The sequence below is a fragment of the Caulobacter sp. GW821-FHT05F04 genome, from assembly GCF_059419665.1.
Map to the genome: position 1 here is coordinate 167,622 of NZ_JBWKSF010000003.1, position 16,604 is coordinate 184,225.

Below are 16,604 nucleotides of genomic sequence, written 5' to 3' on the forward strand. Positions count from 1 at the left end.
CATCCGCTCGCTAGGACTTGCCCCTAATGTCCGATCAACAACCCGCCGCCTCCCAAGCCGCGGCGAACAACAAGCGCCGCCGCCAACTGACCCTGCTGGGCGGCGCCGTCGCCGTCGGCCTCGTGGGCTACGGCGCCTGGTGGCTGGCCTTCGACAGCCACTATGTCGAGACCGACGACGCCTATGTCGGGGCCGAGACCGCCCAGGTGACCGCCTTGTCGCCCGGCCCGGTGGCCAAGATCTTCGTGGTCGAGACCCAGGCCGTGAAGGCTGGCGACCCGCTGGTCATCATCGACGACGCCGACGCCCGCATCGCCGTCGCCCAGGCCGAGGCCGCCCTCGGTCAGGCCGAGCGCAAGGTGAAGGGCTACTTCGCCAGCGATACGGCCCTGGCCGGCCAGTTCGACGCTCGCCAGGCCGACGTCCAGCGCGCCGACGCCCAGATCGTCGCCGCCAAGGCCGATGTCGACCGGGCGCGCCTCGACCTCTCGCGCCGCCAGGCCCTCGTGGGGCAAGGCGCCGTCTCGGGCGACGAACTGACCAGCGCCCAGAACCGCTTCGCCAACGCCCAGGCCGCCCTCACGGGGGCTCAGGCCGCCCGCGCCCAGGCCCTGGCCAGCCGCGCGGCCGCCATCGGCACGCGCGAGGTCAACACCGTGCTGATCTCCGGGGTCTCGGTCACCGAGAACCCGGAAGTGAAGGCCGCCCAGGCTCGGCTCGACGCCGCCCGCCTGGCCCTGGCTCGCACCGTGGTCCGCGCCCCGACCGACGGCGTCGTCGCCCGCAAGTCGGTGCAGGTCGGCCAGCAGGTCGCCATGGGCACGCCGATGATGGCCGTGGTGCCGACGGCCCAGGCCTATGTCGACGCCAACTTCAAGGAAGTGCAGCTGGACAAGGTGGTCCCCGGCCAGCCGGTGGTCCTGACGTCCGACCTCTATGGCGGTGGCGTGAAGTTCCACGGCAAGGTCCGCGGCCTGGCGGGCGGCACCGGTTCGGCCTTCTCGCTGATCCCCGCCCAGAACGCCTCCGGCAACTGGATCAAGGTCGTCCAGCGCGTCCCGGTCCGCATCACCCTGGACCCCGCCGAACTGGCCAAGCACCCGCTGCGCGTGGGCCTGTCCATGAAGGCCAAGATCGACGTCGCCCAAGGCGCGAAGTAGTCCGTTACTAGGAGCCGCCCATGGCGTCCGAACAATCACAAGGCGCTGGTCCGGCGCCGATGACCGGGATGCTCCTGGCCGTCACCTCAATCGCCCTGGCCCTGGGCACCTTCATGCAGGTGCTGGACAGCACCATCGCCAACGTCTCGATCCCGACCATCGCCGGCAATCTCGGCGTCAGCTCCAGCCAGGGCACCTGGGTGATCACCGCCTTCGCCGTGGCCAACGGCGTCTCGGTGCCGCTGACCGGCTGGCTGATGGGCCGCTACGGCGTCGTGAAGACCTTCGTGGTCTCGGTGATCCTGTTCACGATCGCCTCGTTGCTGTGCGGCCTCTCCTGGAATCTCGAATCCCTGATCCTGTTCCGCATCCTGCAAGGCGCGGTGTCCGGCCCGATGATCCCGGGCTCCCAGGCTCTGCTGATCATGATCTTCCCGCCCAACAAGCGGGGCACGGCCCTGGCGATCTGGTCGATGACCACCCTGGTGGCCCCGATCTGCGGTCCGATCCTGGGCGGCTACATCTCCGATAATATCTCCTGGCCGTGGATCTTCCTGATTAACGTGCCTGTGGGCATCCTCTGCGCCGTCGTCTGCTGGCGGAACATGGCCAGCCGCGAGACCCCGACCCGCAAGCTGCCGATCGACCGCACCGGCTTCATGCTGCTGCTGGTCTGGGTCGGCGCGCTGCAGGTGATGCTGGACACCGGCAAGGAAGCCGACTGGTTCGCCTCGCCGGCCATCGTCGTCGAACTGTGCATCGCGATCATCGGCTTCATCGCCTGGGTGATCTGGGAGCTGAACGAGAAGCACCCGATCGTCGACCTGTCGCTGTTCAAGTCCAGCAACTTCGTCATCGGCACGATCGTCTTCTGCCTGGCCTATGCGGTGTTCTTCGGCAACAACCTGTTGCTGCCGCTGTGGCTGCAGACCCGGATGGGCTACATCGCCACCTGGGCGGGCCTGGTGGCCGCGCCGAGCGGCGTGGTGGCCGTGTTCCTGACCCCGTTCATGGCCCGGCTGATGAACAAGGTCGACGCCCGCTGGATGGCGACCTTGTCGCTGGCCGCCTTCGGCCTGTCGTTCTTCATGCGCTCGGGCTACACGCCGGACGCCAACTTCTGGGCGCTGGTCATGCCGATGCTGGTCCAGGGCGTGGCGATGAGCACCTTCTTCATCTCGATGGTGACCATCTCGCTGAACGGCATCCCGCCGAACCAGACGCCGGCGGCCTCCGGCCTGTCGAACTTCTCGCGGATCACCGCCGGCAGCTTCGCCGCCTCGCTGGCCACGACGATCTGGGATCGCGGCGAGGCCGTTCACCAGACCCGCCTGTCTGAGGTCATGAGCTCGGGCAGCCCGGCCTGGATCGATGCGGTGAACAAGCTGCAGGCCGCGGGCATGAGCCATCTGCAGGCGGTCGGGGCGGTCACCCAGCAGGTGATCAACCAGGCCTACCTGCTGGCGGCGCTGGACTTCTTCCGCGTCTCGGCCTGGCTGTGCGTGATCCTGATCCCGCTGATCTGGCTGACCAAGAAGGCTAACGCCAGCGGCGCGGCCCACGCGGCGGCCGACTAAAAATGAGGGGCGCTAGCCAAGCCGGCTAGCGCCCTTTTTCATTCTGGGCCGGAGCCTCTGTCGTCAGTGCAGGTCGAGGCGGTCGGCGTTCATGACCTTGGTCCAGGCCGCCACGAAGTCCTTCACGAACTTCTCCTGCGAGTCCGAGCAGGCATAGACCTCGGCGAAGGCCCGCAGCTCGGCGTGGGAGCCGAAGATCAGGTCGACGCGGCTGGCGGTCCAGCGGGCCTCGCTGCTCTTGCGGTCGTGGCCGGCGAAGGCGTTGACCGCCGTCGGGGCCCAGGTCGTGCCCATGCTCAAGAGGTTGACGAAGAAGTCGTTGGTCAGCGCGCCGACGCGGTGGGTGAACACCCCGTCCTTGCTGCCGCCGGCGTTGGCGCCCAGCACCCGGAGGCCGCCGACCAGGACCGTCATCTCCGGCGCGGAGAGGCCGAGCAGCTGGGCGCGATCAACCAAAGCCTCTTCCGGGGCCATGAACTGCGTGCCGCTCTTACGGTAGTTGCGGAAGCCGTCCGACAGCGGCTCCAGCGGCTCGAACGACTCCGCGTCGGTCTGCTCGGCCGAGGCGTCCATGCGGCCCGGGGCGAACGGGACCTCGATGGGCGTGCCGGCGCCGGAGGCGGCCTTCTCGACGGCGGCGGCGCCCGCCAGCACGATCAGGTCGGCCAGCGAGACCTTCTTGCCCCCGGTTCCGTTGAAGCCCTGCTGGATGCCTTCCAGCGTCGACAGCACCTTGGCCAGGACCGGCGGGTCATTGACCTCCCAGTCCTTCTGCGGGGCCAGGCGCACGCGGGCGCCGTTGGCGCCGCCGCGCTTGTCCGACTTGCGGTAGGTCGAGGCCGAGGCCCAGGCGGTCGACACCAGTTCCGACACCGACAGGCCCGAGGCCAGGATCTTGTCCTTCAGCGCCTTGGCGTCGACGGCGTCGATCAGCGGGTGATCGACGGCGGGGATCGGGTCCTGCCAGATCAGGGTTTCCTTGGGCACGAGCGGGCCGAGGTAGCGGCTGATCGGACCCATGTCGCGGTGGGTCAGCTTGAACCAGGCGCGGGCGAAGGCGTCGGCGAACTGATCGGGGTTCTCGTGGAACCGGCGCGAGATCTTCTCGTAGGCAGGGTCGAAGCGCAGGGCGAGATCCGAGGTCAGCATCCGCGGGCGCTGGGTTTTCGACGGATCGAAGGCGTTCGGGATGTCGGCCGGCGCGTCCTTGGCTTCCCACTGGTGGGCGCCGCCGGGGCTCTTGGTCAGCTCCCACTCGAACTTGAAGAGGTTGTCGAAGAAGTGGTTGCTCCACCGCGTCGGCGTCTGGCTCCAGGTGACTTCCAGGCCCGACGTGATCGCGTCGGCGCCGAGGCCCGTGCCGTGCTTGCTGCGCCAGCCGAGGCCAGCGTCCTCGATCTGGCCGCCTTCCGGCTCGGGACCGACGAACGAGGGATCGCCCGCGCCGTGGGTCTTGCCGAAGGTGTGGCCGCCGGCGATCAGGGCGACGGTCTCCTCGTCGTTCATCGCCATGCGGGCGAAGGTGGCGCGGATGTCGCGGGCCGAGGCGAGGGGATCGGGGTTGCCGTTCGGGCCTTCCGGATTGACGTAGATCAGACCCATCTGCACCGCGCCCAGGGCCGGATGCAACTGACGCTCGCCACTGTAACGCTCGTCACCCAGCCACGAGCCTTCTGGACCCCAGTAGAGCTCCTCCGGCTCCCACTGGTCGGCGCGGCCGCCGGCGAAGCCGAACGTCTTGAAGCCCATCGACTCCAGGGCGACGTTGCCGACCAGAACATAGAGGTCGGCCCACGAGATCTTGCGGCCGTACTTCTGCTTGATCGGCCAGAGCAGGCGGCGCGCCTTGTCCAGGTTGGCGTTGTCCGGCCAGCTGTTGAGGGGGGCGAAGCGCTGCTGACCGCCGCCCGCGCCGCCGCGACCGTCCGAGGTGCGATAGGTGCCGGCGCTGTGCCAGGCCAAACGGATGAACAGGCCGCCGTAGTGACCGAAGTCGGCCGGCCACCAGTCCTGCGAGTCCGTCATCAGGGCGTGCAGGTCGTTGATGACCGCGTTCAGGTCGAGGCTCTTGAATTCTTCGGCGTAGTTGAACGCGTCGCCCATCGGATTGGAGCGCGGCGAATGTTGGTTGAGACTTTCCAGGCGGAGATTCTCCGGCCACCAGTCGCGGTTGGCTCGTCCGCCCTTGCCACGCCCCATCGGGCATTGACCTTGCACGCTGTCGTCGACCTTGGCGTCCATCGTCGTTTCCTCCGCGCTGCTCGCGCCTGGCTGTCGTTTCCCCCGACCGCGCCCTAGAGAGCCGCCGTTTTCGGCCATTGGTAAAATTGATTGTTCCTATCATCGCGATAGGCAAAATCTTTGCCCTGACGTACGCGGACGAACTTCAGCTCGGGCGCGGGCGCTCAACTGGGCCTGAGTGTCGTGGCGTTCGGGCGCCGCATTAAAGATTGGACAGGATTGCGCAATGTCTGGGGAGTCCCCTGGCATCGCGCGACAATTCTTGTCAGAAATGTGTCCGACTCGGCTGGGCGAGCAGTAACATTACAAACAGTTCATGATAGCGCTGAGCAAGACTCGGTGGGTGCAAGTGCTCATCGGCGAGAACCACTGGAAAGATGCTGTTATATCCCAGCTGGAGGCCGGCGATATCTTCCGCTTGGCTGAGCCTAGTGGGGCGCTCGCTCATGGCGGCAAGATCTATGTGGTGAGGCAAGCGCCCCAAGTCATCGCCCAGGAATGGCCGGCCGAAGACGATGCGGTCGTGGTCGCCTTCAGCGCGGAAGTCGAACCGGCAACGGCGGCCATCCGGCCAGGGCGCTCAACGCCGCCGAGGTGAAGGCGCGGCTGGAAGCGTTGTCCCGTAAGTAAGGCGAAGGCTTCCAGCCGGCGGAAGGCTGGTCCAAGCTGGTGGGATGACGGACCGCTTCACCGACTCCGAAGTCCTGGCAGACGCCATCATCGCCAAGGTCGGCCGCCGCATCGTTCTGGGTCTGCCGCTGGGCCTGGGCAAGGCCAACCATGTCGCCAACGCCCTGTTCGCGCGGGCCATGGCCGATCGGTCGCTGCACCTGCACATCTTTACCGCCCTGACCCTGGAGCCGCCGCGCCCCAAGTCGGAGCTGGAAGCGGCCTTCCTGGGGCCGGTGATCACGCGTACCTTGGGCGGCTATCCGGCCCTAGCCTATGCCGAGGTCCAGCGCCGCGACGCCCTGCCGGACAACATCGAGATCGACGAGTTCTTCTTCCAGGCCGGCACGCGCCTCTCCGTCGAGAGCGCCCAGCGCAGCTACATCTCCGCCAACTACACTCACGCCGCCCGCTATCTGCTGGATCGCGGCGTCAATGTCGTGGCCCAATTGGTGGCCAGGGACGGCGACCGCTACAGCCTGTCCTGCAACACCGACATCACCCTGGACCTGCTGGCCGCGCGGCAAGCCGGGAAGGCTCAATTCCTGCTGGTCGGCCAGGTCAATGACGAGCTGCCGTTCATGCCGGGCGACGGCGACCTGCCGGCCTCGGCGTTCAGCCACCTGCTGGAAGGGCCCGCCGTCCAGTTCCCGCTGTTCGCCCCGCCCAAGGAGCCGATTTCCGACGCTCACTACGCGATCGGCTTCCATGCGGCCGGCCTTGTCCCGGACGGCGGCACGATCCAGATGGGCATCGGCTCGATCAGCGATGCGGTGACGCAAGGCCTGATCGTCCGCCATCGCGACCAGGCTGGCTTCCTCGACACCGTTAAGCGCCTGTCGCCCGCCGCGGGGCCGCCCAGACATGCCGAGCCGTTCCAGAAGGGGCTCTATGCCGCCACCGAGATGTTCGTCGACTGCCTGCTCGACCTATGGAAGGCCGGCGTGCTCAAGCGCGAGGTCGACGGGGCGGTGCTGCACGGCGGTTTCTTCCTGGGCCCGCGCGCCTTCTACGCGGCCCTGCGCGAGCTGCCGGCGGCGGACCGCGCCAAGTTCCAGATGCGGGCCATCTCCGGGATCAATGAACTCTACGGCGACGAGGCCGCCAAGCGCATCGCCCGCGTCGATGCCCGCTTCATCAACACCGCCATGATGGTCACCCTGCTGGGCGCGGTGGTGTCCGACGGCCTGGAGGACGGCCGCGTCGTCAGCGGCGTGGGTGGGCAGTACAACTTCGTGGCCCAGGCCTTCGCTCTGGAGGACGCGCGGTCGGTGATCACGCTGGACGCCGTGCGCGGGGCGGGGAGGGCGGCCCGCTCGAATGTCCTGTGGTCCTACGGCCACGGCACCATCCCGCGCCACCTGCGCGACATCGTCATCACCGAGTACGGCGTCGCCGACCTGCGCGGCCGCACCGACCGCGACGTGATCGTCGCCCTGCTGAAGGTGGCCGACAGCCGCTTCCAGCCGGCGCTGCTGGAGCAGGCCAAGGCCGCCGGCAAGCTGGAGCGCGGCTACGTCCTGCCGGCGCAGGTCCGCGACAACACCCCCGAGCGCATCGCCGAGGCGTTGGCGCCGGCCCGCGCGGCCGGCCTGGCGCCGCTGCTGCCGTTCGGCTCGGACTTCGATCCGCTGGAGGAGAGCCTGCTGCCGACGCTCGGCCGGCTGAAGGCGGCGCAGGCCGAACCGAAGGCCCTGCTCGGCCTGATTCTGGACGGCCTGAGGGCCAGGAGCGACGATGGGCCGGCCTTGAAGCGCCTTGGTCTTGAGCGACCTCGAGGTCTCAGCCAGCGCCTGATCGCCCTGGCCGTGCGCGGCGCCCTGCGTCGCTAGAGGGTTTCGAATACGGAACTTCGTCCTGCCGTCGAGCGCTTTGCGCGTCGGCTCTGAACGGTTTTGATTTTCAGGGAATGGTGGGGATCCAAGCTAAGCTTGGATCCCCATGGTGCCACGACAGGGACTCGAACCCTGGACCTCAGCCTTACCAAGGATGCGCTCTACCACTGAGCTACCGCGGCGAAGAGGAGGGGCGTATAGCGAGGTGAATCGCGAACGCCAAGCCCAAAATCGTCTTGACCGACGATCTTTGTCGCCGCACCCCCGACGCATGGCGATCAGCGACGACAAATCCACCCGCGAGGCCAGGCTGGCCGAGGCGCTCCGTACGAACCTCCGCAAGCGGAAAGCCGCCGCCCGTGGGCGTTTGGACGATTCCGCCCCTGCGATCACGGCGGCGGAGGCCGCGCCGAAGCCGTATAGCGTCGTTCGCAAACTGCTGGGGATAACTCATCGCGGCGGCGAGCGGGTCGAGCTGGCGATCGAGCTCTCCGCGCCGTTTCCGAATCCGGATGGTCAGGGTTGGGCGGTCGCGGTGCGGCTGACGGGCGACGGCGGACAGTTCGACACCGAGGTCGGCAAGGCCGCCTTCGGGCGCGACGGACTGGCGGCGACGCGTCAGGCGATCGAGCTGGCCCAGGTGGCTCTCGACCTCGCCAGCACGACCCATGAGCTGCGCTGGCCGGATGACGAGCGTCCCTACGATCTTTCGGCTCCAATTTAGAGGCGCGGCCCTTGCAAGCCCCCTTGCAACGGATAGAACCCGCCCCTCACATGTTGAACCGCGCGGCGACCCCCACCCCGCGCGTTCGAGGGACCTGAATGGATCGCATCGCCATCACCGGCGGCGCGCGGCTGAACGGATCGATCCCGGTCAGCGGCGCCAAGAACTCCGCCATCAAGCTGATGGCGGCCAGCCTGCTCACGGATGAGCCGCTGCGCCTGACGAACATGCCGCGCCTGGCGGATACGCGTTTCCTGGGCAAGCTGCTGTCGCGCCTGGGCGTCGAGGTGACCGAGCGCGACGGCGCCGACGGCCAGGAAACCGTGCTGCACGCGGCCGAGATCACCAGCGGTTTCGCGCCCTATGACCTGGTCCGCCAGATGCGCGCCTCGTTCAACGTGTTGGGCCCGCTGGTCGCCCGCTCGGGCCAGGCCAAGGTCTCGCTGCCCGGCGGCTGCACCATCGGCGCGCGTCCCGTGGACCTGCACCTGCAGGCGTTGGAGGCCCTGGGCGCCAAGATCGACCTACACGAGGGTTATGTCTACGCTCAGGCCCCGCGCGGCCTGAAGGGCGCGGAGATCGTCTTCCCGATCGTCTCTGTGGGCGCCACCGAGCACGCCATGCTGGCCGCCGTGCTGGCCGACGGGATGACCGTGATCCAGAACGCCGCCTGCGAGCCGGAACTGGTCGACCTGCAGGAGTGCCTGAACGCCATGGGCGCCAAGGTCGAAGGCGCGGGCACGCCGACCATCACCATCACCGGCGTCGCCCGCCTGAAGGGCGCGACCCACGCGGTGATCCCCGACCGCATCGAAATGGGCACCTACGCCGTGGCCGCGGCCATGGCCGGGGGTGAAGTGCGCCTGACCAACGCCCGTCCCGGCCTGATCGACAGCCTGCTGGTCAAGTTGGAAGAGGCCGGCGCCGGCGTCGAGCACACCAACGACGGCTGCATCATCCGTCGCAACGGCCAGCGCCTGAACGCCGTCGACATCGAGACCGCGCCATTCCCGGGCTTCGCCACCGACCTGCAGGCGCAGTTCATGGCCCTGATGACGACCGCGAAGGGCGAGAGCCGCATCCGCGAGACCATCTTCGAGAACCGCTTCATGCACGCCCCCGAGCTGATGCGCCTGGGCGCCGATATCTCGGTCTCGGGCGGCGAGGCCCGCGTGCGCGGCGTCGAGCAGCTGGAAGGCGCCGAAGTGATGGCCACCGACCTGCGCGCCTCGGTCAGTCTGGTGATCGCCGGCCTGGTCGCGCGCGGCGAGACCACGGTCAGCCGCATCTATCACCTGGATCGCGGCTTCGAGCGCCTGGAAGAGAAGTTGGGCGCCTGCGGGGCCCAGGTCCGTCGCATCAAGGGCGACGGCGAGCCGGAGCTCTGAGGATGACCGAAACCGCAAAGCCGCTGCGCCTGCTGGCCCACGACGCCGACGATCTCGGCGTGCTGTCGGCCGCCCTGCAGGACGCGGTGGCCAAGATCGGCGACATCCGCTGGGACGCCCAGGGGCGCACCCTGACCATCGCCTGCAACCGCTTCCGCTGGGAGGCGGCCAAACGAAAGCAAGGCGAGCGCGTGCGTTCGGCTCTGCAGTTCGGTGACGTCACCGGCGTGCAGGGGCGCAACCTGCGTCGCGACGCCAGGGGCGCGGTGGTCGAGCTGCTGTCCATCGGCTTCACGCCGGGCGACGAGGCCCCGGCGGGTATCGTCACCCTGACCTTCGCGGGCGGCGGCGACCTGCGGGTCTGCGTGGACTGCCTGGACGTGGCCCTGGCCGATGTCTCGGATCCCTGGACCACGCCCCGGACGCCGGGGCACGCGGACTAGGTCTTCCTGGACCCAAGCTGCTGAATTAGGCGCCTGCTCAATTCCTGAGCGGCGCCTTTTTTCTGGTCTGTTGACGGGCAGGCGCTCCGCCCGGGATTCGTCCCACGCGGTAGTGATCGGTTGGCCCGTTCGCCTGCTGGGCGAGCAGTGCTAGGTTAACGCCATGCGCCCGACAGAGGCGTGCTCGTCAGGGAGGCCTTCGATGGCCAGAAGGACAGCCTATTCGACTGGGGAAACCCAGCCGGTTTTCTTCCGTGCATGTGACATCACCAAGCCCGAGCCGCCGGTGCTGCGCCATGGCGGTCCCTGCTTCGACTGGGGCCGCGCGACCCTGGTGGCGCTGTGCGTCGTGTTCTTCGCTGGACTGGCGACGCTGGCCTACGCCGCGCTGGGCTAATCGGCGGAACGTCGTTCGGTCGATTGCCTGGGACGGCCAAGCGGGCCTAAGCTTCGCCGCATGAGCACGCCAGACAGCGACCTGTGGAACGAGGACCTGGCGCCAACCAGCCAAGCCCAACGCACCTGGCGCTGGCGGCACTTCGCGGCCCTGTGGCTGGGCATGGTGATCTGCGTGCCGGCCTACATGCTGGCCTCGGGCTTGATCGAGCAGGGCATGTCGGCCGGGCAGGCGGTGCTGACCGTGCTGCTGGGCAACCTGATCGTGCTGGTCCCGATGCTGCTGATTGGCCATGCCGGCGCGCGCTGGGGCGTGCCCTATGCGGTGCTGGCGCGGGCGTCGTTCGGCTGGAAGGGCGCGCGGGTCCCGGCCGTGGCGCGGGCCGTCGTCGCCTGCGGCTGGTACGGCATCCAGACCTGGATCGGGGGCGGCGCGCTGCTGACCCTGCTGGGCGTCATCGTCGGCCGGAAACTCGAGGGCGCGCCACTGCCGCTACTGGGCGTCGGCGCCGGCCAGCTTTTGGCCTTCTTCGCCTTCTGGGCCATCCAGCTGCTGTTCGTCACCAAGGGTCTGACCGCGGTGCGCAAGCTGGAGACCTGGACCGCGCCGATCAAGGTTCTGATCTGCGGCCTGATGGTCTGGTGGGCGGTCAGCAAGGCCGGCGGCCTGGGGCCGATCTTCCACCAGCCCTCGGCCTTCGTCGAAGGCGGGGCCAAGGCCGGCCAGTTCTGGAGCGTCTTCGCGCCCGCCCTGACGGCCATGGTCGGTTTCTGGGCGACGCTGGCCCTGAACATTCCCGACTTCACCCGCTTCGCCCGGACGCAAGGCGACCAGATCATCGGCCAGGCCGTGGGCCTGCCCGCGCCGATGGGCCTGCTGGCCCTGGTCAGCGTGGTGACGACCTCGGCCACCGTCCTGGTGTTCGGCAAGGCGGTCTGGGACCCGGTGCAACTGGCCGGCGACATCGGCGGGATCGCGGTGGTCGTGGGCCTGCTGATCATCAGCCTCGACACCGTCTGCTGCAACATCGCCGCCAATCTCGTCGGACCGGCCTATGATTTCTCGGCTCTCTGGCCCAGCCGGATCAGCTATCGCACCGGCGGCTGGATCACGGCCGGCATCGGCGTGCTGATCATGCCCTGGAAGCTGCTGGAGACGACTCAGGGCTACATCTTCACCTGGTTGGTCGGCTATGGCGCGCTGCTGGGGCCGATCGCCGGGATCCTGATCGTCGACTACTGGATCGTGCGGAAGGCGGAACTGGCGGTGGATGACCTCTATGTCCGCGACGGCGCCTATGCCTACCGAGGCGGCTGGAACCCGGCGGCGATCATCGCCCTGGTCCTGGGCGTGCTGCCGAACCTGCCGGGCTTCCTGGCGGCCGCGGCGCCGCATCTGTTCGGCGGCGTCGGAGCGTTCTGGACCGGGCTCTACACCTACGCCTGGTTCGTGGGCCTGGCGATCGCGGCGATCGTCTATGGGCTGATGATGCGGAGGGCTTGAGCTTCACCTTCCCCCATCAAGGGGGAAGGGGGCATTTGGCTCTTGCCTCCCCGCCAAAAAACCGCATCTAGCAGCCATGCGCCGCTTCTCCTTCGCCGACCTCAGCTTCCCGGCCGCCTTCAAGGCCTTTCTCGACGAGCGTCGCGGCTCGCCGGCCGATGTCGACGCCGCCGTCGCCGAGGTGCTGGAGGCCGTGCGCACCAAGGGGCTCGAGGCGCTGCTCGACTACGCCCGCAAGTTCGACAAGGTCGAGCTGACCGCCGAGACGATCCGCGTCACGGCCGAGGAGATCGAGCAGGGCGCGGCCGACACCCCCGCCGACGTTCGCGAGGCCATCGCCTTCGCCGCCGCCCGCATCCGCGCCTATCACAGTCGCCAGCGTCCGGCCGACCAGGCCTGGACCGACGAGGCCGGGGTCGAGCTGGGCTGGCGCTGGACGGCGCTGGAGGCCGTGGGCGTCTATGTCCCCGGCGGTCGCGCGGCCTATCCCTCGACCGTGCTGATGAACGCCGTGCCGGCCCAGGTGGCCGGCGTCGACCGCATCGCCATGGTCACCCCGCCCGGCAAGCTTCAGCCTGCGGTGCTCGCAGCAGCCAAGGAGGCAGGCGTCACCGAGATCTGGCGCGTGGGCGGCGCCCAGGCCGTCGCCGCGCTCGCCTATGGCGCCGGTCCCATCCAGCCGGTCGACAAGATCGTCGGCCCTGGCAACGCCTATGTCACCGCCGCCAAGCGTCGCTTGTACGGCGTGGTCGGCATCGACGCCCTGGCCGGCCCCTCCGAGATCGTCGTGGTGGCGGACAACCAGAACAATCCCGACTGGATCGCCGCCGACCTGCTCAGCCAGGCCGAACACGACCCGGCCGCCCAGTCGATCCTGATCACTGACGACGAGGCCTTCGCCGCCAAGGTGGAGGAAGCGGTCGCCGCCCGCCTGAAGACCCTGGCCACCGGCGAGGACGCCGCCGCGTCCTGGCGCGACCACGGCGCGGTGATCATCGCCCCGCTGGACGAGAGCCCGGCCCTGGTCGACGCCATCGCGCCCGAGCACGTCGAGTTCGCGATGGACAATCCCGAGCGGCTGTCCGACCGCGTCCGCCACGCTGGCGCGATCTTCCTGGGCCGCGTCACACCCGAGGCCATCGGCGACTATGTTGCCGGCTCCAACCACGTGCTGCCGACCAGTCGCGCGGCGCGGTTCCAGTCGGGCCTGTCGATCTACGACTTCATCAAGCGCACCTCGATCGTGAAGTGCGATTCGACCTCGTTCGGCATATTGGGTCCCCACACCGTGGCTCTGGCCAAGGCCGAGGGACTGCCGGCCCACGCCTTGTCGGCGTCCATACGGTTGCCTTCGGGCGACTGACGCGCGAACGTCCGCGACAGATGAGCACCGCCGACTCCGCCAGCCACAAGATCAAGTCGATCGAGATCGACGAGGACAGCCTCGCGGCCGCCTCGCGCGACCAGGAACAGGAACGCCAGGTCGCGATCTTCGACCTGCTGGATGACAACTATTTCGAGCCCGCCGAGGCGTCGGGCGGGCCGTATGACATCAAGCTGTCGCTGATCGAGAACCGCCTGGCCTTCGACATCGTCGGCCAGGGCCCTGAAGGGACGCGCTACGCCAAGCGCCATCTGCTGTCCTTGTCGCCCTTCCGAGGGGTGATCAAGGACTACTTCATGATCTGCGACAGCTACTATTCGGCGATCCGCGGCTCGACGCCGCAGCAGATCGAGGCCTTGGACATGGGCCGGCGCGGCCTGCACAACGAGGGTTCGAACCTGCTGCGCGAGCGCCTGGAGGGCAAGGTCAAGACCGACCTCGACACCGCCCGGCGCCTGTTCACCCTGATCTGCGCGCTGCACTGGCGGGGTTAGGGCGCGTTCCGTGAAAGTGGATCCGGTTTCACGATGAGAACGCGCCCCAGCTTTAAGTTGGTAAAGCCTCCTTATCCCGATCGGACGAAGTCCGCTCGGGGGAGGCTTTAGCGTGGGCGAGCTACCCGACGCCGTCCTCTTCACCTGCAACTACAACCGCGTGCGATCGCCGATGGCCGAGGGGCTGTTCAAGCGATTCTACGGTACGCGGGCCTTCGTCGACTCCTGCGGGCTGAAGCCGGATCCGGCCGGGGAGGGGGTCGATCCCTTCGTCGTGGTGGTGATGGACGAACTGGGCCTGGACGTCTCGGGCCACAAGCCCAAGACCTTCGCCGAACTGGAGGACGACAGCTTCGACGTCGTCGTTTCCCTGACGCCGGAAGCCCAGCACCGGGCCGTCGAACTGTCGCGTGATCGCGCGGTCGAGATCGAATATTGGCCCACCCACGATCCGACGTTGACGGACGGTTCGCGCGAAGCCCGGCTGGAAGCCTATCGCCTGGTCCGGGACGCCCTGGCCGAGCAAATTAAACGACGTTTCGGGGCGCCATCGACGTTTGGGGGGTGAATGCGTTATAGAGGCGCCTCGCCGCGAAGGGCCGCGTGCTGACTCACTCGTCAGCGCGCCCTCGTGGCTATTCGATTCGCTCCATTTGAGAGGCCTGATGGCTAAGGAAGAACTGCTCGAGTTTCCCGGTACGGTCAGCGAACTGCTGCCGAACGCCACCTTCCGGGTGACGCTTGAGAACGCGCACGAGATCATCGCCCACACCGCCGGCAAGATGCGCAAGAACCGCATTCGCGTGCTGGCCGGCGACAAGGTCCTGGTCGAGATGACCCCCTACGACCTGACCAAGGGCCGTATCACCTACCGCTTCAAGTAGGACGCCCGTGGCTCCCGAGATGGCCGCCCGGCCATCGCTGGTCCTGGCCAGCGCGAGCCCGCGGCGCCTCGACCTGCTGGCCCAGGTCGGCGTTACGCCCGACCGGGTCGATCCCGCCGACATCGACGAAAGTCCGCTGCGCGACGAGACCCCGCGCCGCCACGCTCTGCGCCTGGCGTCGGAGAAAGCGCGCGTGGTCGCCGCGCGCGCGCCGGGCGACTTCGTCCTGGCCGCCGACACGGTGGTGGCCGTTGGCCGGCGCATCCTGCCCAAGGCCGAAACCGAGGTCGACGTCCTCTATTGCCTCAAGCTGCTGTCCGGTCGGAACCACAAGGTGCTGACTGGCGTGGCCCTGATCGCGCCGGACGGCCGCATGGGCTCGCGCCTGGTCGAGACCAAGGTCGGCTTCAAGCGCCTGACCGACGCCGAGCGCGACGCCTATGTCGCCAGCGGCCAGTGGCGGGGCAAGGCGGGCGGCTATGGTGTCCAGGGCCTGGCCGGCGGCTTCATCACCGAGCTGCAGGGCTCATATCCCAGCGTCGTCGGCTTGCCGCTGTACGAGACCCTGAACCTGCTGGAAGGCCTGGGCTATCGCCCCAAGAGCGAGCCGGCATGAGCGAGCGCAGAGCTTATCTTCACAAGGGCGTCGGCGAGACCATCGGGGTGGTGACGCTGGACGGCCGCCCCGAGCGCCTGTTTGTCGCCTGGCCCACCGACGACCCGCTAGACGCAGAGGGCGTGCGAGGCGTGGCCCGTATCAAGTCGATCGAGAAAGCCTTCAACGCGGCCTTCGTGGCCCTGCCGGGCGGACAGGACGTGATCCTGCCGCTGCGGCCCGACATGCCCAGGCTGGTCGAGGGCGGGCTCGTCGAGATCGAGATCAAGACCGCCTCTCGCGCCGACAAGGCCGCCGTGGCCCGCTTCGTCGCCGAAGGGGAGGGCGAGCCGCGCGTGCTGGAGGCCGCGCCATCGGTCGAGGAGCGCCTGCGACAGGCCGTGAAGGCCGGGTCGCCCACGACAGGTGACAAGGCTCTCCTCGCCGTCGAGGAGGCCGAGGCCGACGCCTTGACCACCGTCTTCGCTCTGCCAGGGGGCGGCGACATCGCCGTGGAGCCCACGCGAGCCCTGACGGCGATCGACGTCGACCTGGGGGGGCGCGAATCCGCCGATTCGAAGCGCGCCGCGCGTCAGGCCAACATGGCCGCGCTCGCCGTCGCGGCCCGCGTGCTGCGGTTGAAGGGGCTGGGCGGCATCGTCGTCTTCGATCTCGTCGGCCGCGGCCATGATGGTCAGGCCCTGACCACGGCCGCTCGCAACGCCTTCTCTCCGGATAACCCCGGTGTGGGAATCGGGGCGATCAGCAAGTTCGGCACGCTAGAAATGATCGTCCCGCGCCGCGCGCCGCCGATTCTCGACCGCCTGCTGACCCCGAATGGGGCCGCGAATCCCCGCTACGTGGCCCGTCGCCTGGCGCGAGCGCTGGAGCGCGAGGGGAGGGCGGACCCCGGCGGCCGTCTGACGGGGTGTTGCGCGCCCGCCGTGGTCGAAGCCTTCATGGACGAGCTGGACGCCGGCGTCGCTGAGCGCCTGGGTCGCCGTTTCGTCATCGAATCCCGATCGGACTGGCCGGTCGACCGTCTTGAGGTGTACGCCACATGAGCACGGGGTGCCCTACTTGCGGCAAGCCGGTCGATCCGGCTTGCCGTCCCTTCTGTTCCAAGCGTTGCGCGGACGTCGACCTTCAGCGCTGGCTAAGCGACCGTTACGTCGTCCCGGGCGGCGACGACGACGAGGAAAATCCTCTGTCCGAAGACATCCACAGAGAATGAAAAAGGGCGCTGGACATCCCATCCGGCCTCACTTATAGACCCGGCTCCTCGCTGCAGAGCGAGGTCGCCGAGGCGG

General features: G+C 68.4%; 17 protein-coding genes and 1 tRNA gene. 16 read left to right on the forward strand and 2 right to left on the reverse strand.

Annotation, left to right across the window (positions count from 1 at the left end; genetic code table 11):
* Positions 1–26: 26 nt before the first annotated feature.
* Both AC07R7_RS09410 and AC07R7_RS09415 read left to right on the forward strand, forming a co-directional pair.
* Positions 27–1,160 carry an HlyD family secretion protein gene (locus AC07R7_RS09410; protein ID WP_494634958.1) on the forward strand — a complete coding sequence of 378 codons (1,134 nt, stop codon included), beginning with the start codon at positions 27–29 and terminating at the stop codon, positions 1,158–1,160.
* A 20-nt stretch (positions 1,161–1,180) separates the two neighbouring features.
* Positions 1,181–2,737, forward strand: coding sequence for a DHA2 family efflux MFS transporter permease subunit (locus AC07R7_RS09415; RefSeq protein ID WP_494634959.1), 1,557 nt, complete (start codon positions 1,181–1,183; stop codon positions 2,735–2,737).
* A gap of 63 nt (positions 2,738–2,800) precedes the next feature.
* Here AC07R7_RS09415 and katG read toward each other — a convergent pair whose 3' ends face one another.
* Positions 2,801–4,978, reverse strand: a complete 2,178-nt coding sequence (gene katG / locus AC07R7_RS09420) for a catalase/peroxidase HPI (protein WP_494634960.1) — start codon at positions 4,976–4,978, stop codon at positions 2,801–2,803.
* Between the two features lie 343 nt (positions 4,979–5,321).
* On the opposite strand from katG, the gene AC07R7_RS09425 reads away from it, so the two are divergent.
* Positions 5,322–5,576: a hypothetical protein gene (locus tag AC07R7_RS09425; RefSeq protein WP_492887768.1), complete on the forward strand. Its 255-nt coding sequence runs from the start codon at positions 5,322–5,324 to the stop codon at positions 5,574–5,576.
* A 76-nt stretch (positions 5,577–5,652) separates the two neighbouring features.
* Positions 5,653–7,479 carry an acetyl-CoA hydrolase/transferase C-terminal domain-containing protein gene (locus AC07R7_RS09430; protein WP_494634961.1) on the forward strand — a complete coding sequence of 609 codons (1,827 nt, stop codon included), beginning with the start codon at positions 5,653–5,655 and terminating at the stop codon, positions 7,477–7,479.
* A 110-nt stretch (positions 7,480–7,589) separates the two neighbouring features.
* Here the strand turns inward: AC07R7_RS09430 and AC07R7_RS09435 are convergent.
* Positions 7,590–7,664, reverse strand: a tRNA-Thr gene (locus AC07R7_RS09435).
* A gap of 89 nt (positions 7,665–7,753) precedes the next feature.
* On the opposite strand from AC07R7_RS09435, the gene AC07R7_RS09440 reads away from it, so the two are divergent.
* From AC07R7_RS09440 to AC07R7_RS09495, 12 genes are all read left to right on the forward strand, one after another.
* Entirely contained in the window at positions 7,754–8,206 is a 453-nt protein-coding gene (locus tag AC07R7_RS09440; RefSeq protein WP_492837998.1) for a hypothetical protein, read from the forward strand.
* A 98-nt stretch (positions 8,207–8,304) separates the two neighbouring features.
* Entirely contained in the window at positions 8,305–9,594 is a 1,290-nt protein-coding gene (gene murA / locus AC07R7_RS09445) for a UDP-N-acetylglucosamine 1-carboxyvinyltransferase (protein ID WP_492837999.1), read from the forward strand.
* Positions 9,595–9,596: 2 nt separating this feature from the next.
* Positions 9,597–10,037 carry a DUF2948 family protein gene (locus tag AC07R7_RS09450; RefSeq protein WP_492887771.1) on the forward strand — a complete coding sequence of 147 codons (441 nt, stop codon included), beginning with the start codon at positions 9,597–9,599 and terminating at the stop codon, positions 10,035–10,037.
* Positions 10,038–10,239: 202 nt separating this feature from the next.
* On the forward strand, positions 10,240–10,434 hold the full coding sequence (locus AC07R7_RS09455) for a hypothetical protein (RefSeq protein ID WP_494634962.1): 195 nt from the start codon (positions 10,240–10,242) through the stop codon (positions 10,432–10,434).
* 60 nt (positions 10,435–10,494) lie between these two features.
* Positions 10,495–11,937 (forward strand): NCS1 family nucleobase:cation symporter-1, encoded by a 1,443-nt coding sequence (locus AC07R7_RS09460; protein ID WP_494634963.1) that lies wholly within the window; start codon positions 10,495–10,497, stop codon positions 11,935–11,937.
* Positions 11,938–12,013: 76 nt separating this feature from the next.
* Positions 12,014–13,300, forward strand: a complete 1,287-nt coding sequence (gene hisD, locus AC07R7_RS09465) for a histidinol dehydrogenase (protein ID WP_494634964.1) — start codon at positions 12,014–12,016, stop codon at positions 13,298–13,300.
* A 20-nt stretch (positions 13,301–13,320) separates the two neighbouring features.
* Positions 13,321–13,815, forward strand: coding sequence for a UPF0262 family protein (locus AC07R7_RS09470; RefSeq protein WP_492887775.1), 495 nt, complete (start codon positions 13,321–13,323; stop codon positions 13,813–13,815).
* 112 nt (positions 13,816–13,927) lie between these two features.
* Positions 13,928–14,383, forward strand: a complete 456-nt coding sequence (locus AC07R7_RS09475; protein ID WP_492838005.1) for an arsenate reductase ArsC — start codon at positions 13,928–13,930, stop codon at positions 14,381–14,383.
* Between the two features lie 97 nt (positions 14,384–14,480).
* Entirely contained in the window at positions 14,481–14,699 is a 219-nt protein-coding gene (infA, locus tag AC07R7_RS09480; protein ID WP_035044427.1) for a translation initiation factor IF-1, read from the forward strand.
* Positions 14,700–14,718: 19 nt separating this feature from the next.
* The gene (locus AC07R7_RS09485; protein ID WP_494635228.1) at positions 14,719–15,315 is read left to right on the forward strand and encodes a Maf family nucleotide pyrophosphatase; all 597 of its coding nucleotides are present in this window, start codon (positions 14,719–14,721) and stop codon (positions 15,313–15,315) included.
* Positions 15,312–16,358, forward strand: coding sequence for a ribonuclease E/G (locus AC07R7_RS09490; RefSeq protein ID WP_494634965.1), 1,047 nt, complete (start codon positions 15,312–15,314; stop codon positions 16,356–16,358). The genes AC07R7_RS09485 and AC07R7_RS09490 overlap by 4 nt, the downstream gene beginning before the upstream one ends.
* On the forward strand, positions 16,355–16,528 hold the full coding sequence (locus tag AC07R7_RS09495; RefSeq protein WP_494634966.1) for a DNA gyrase inhibitor YacG: 174 nt from the start codon (positions 16,355–16,357) through the stop codon (positions 16,526–16,528). Before AC07R7_RS09490 ends, AC07R7_RS09495 begins: the two co-directional genes overlap by 4 nt.
* The last annotated feature ends 76 nt before the right edge of the window (positions 16,529–16,604 follow it).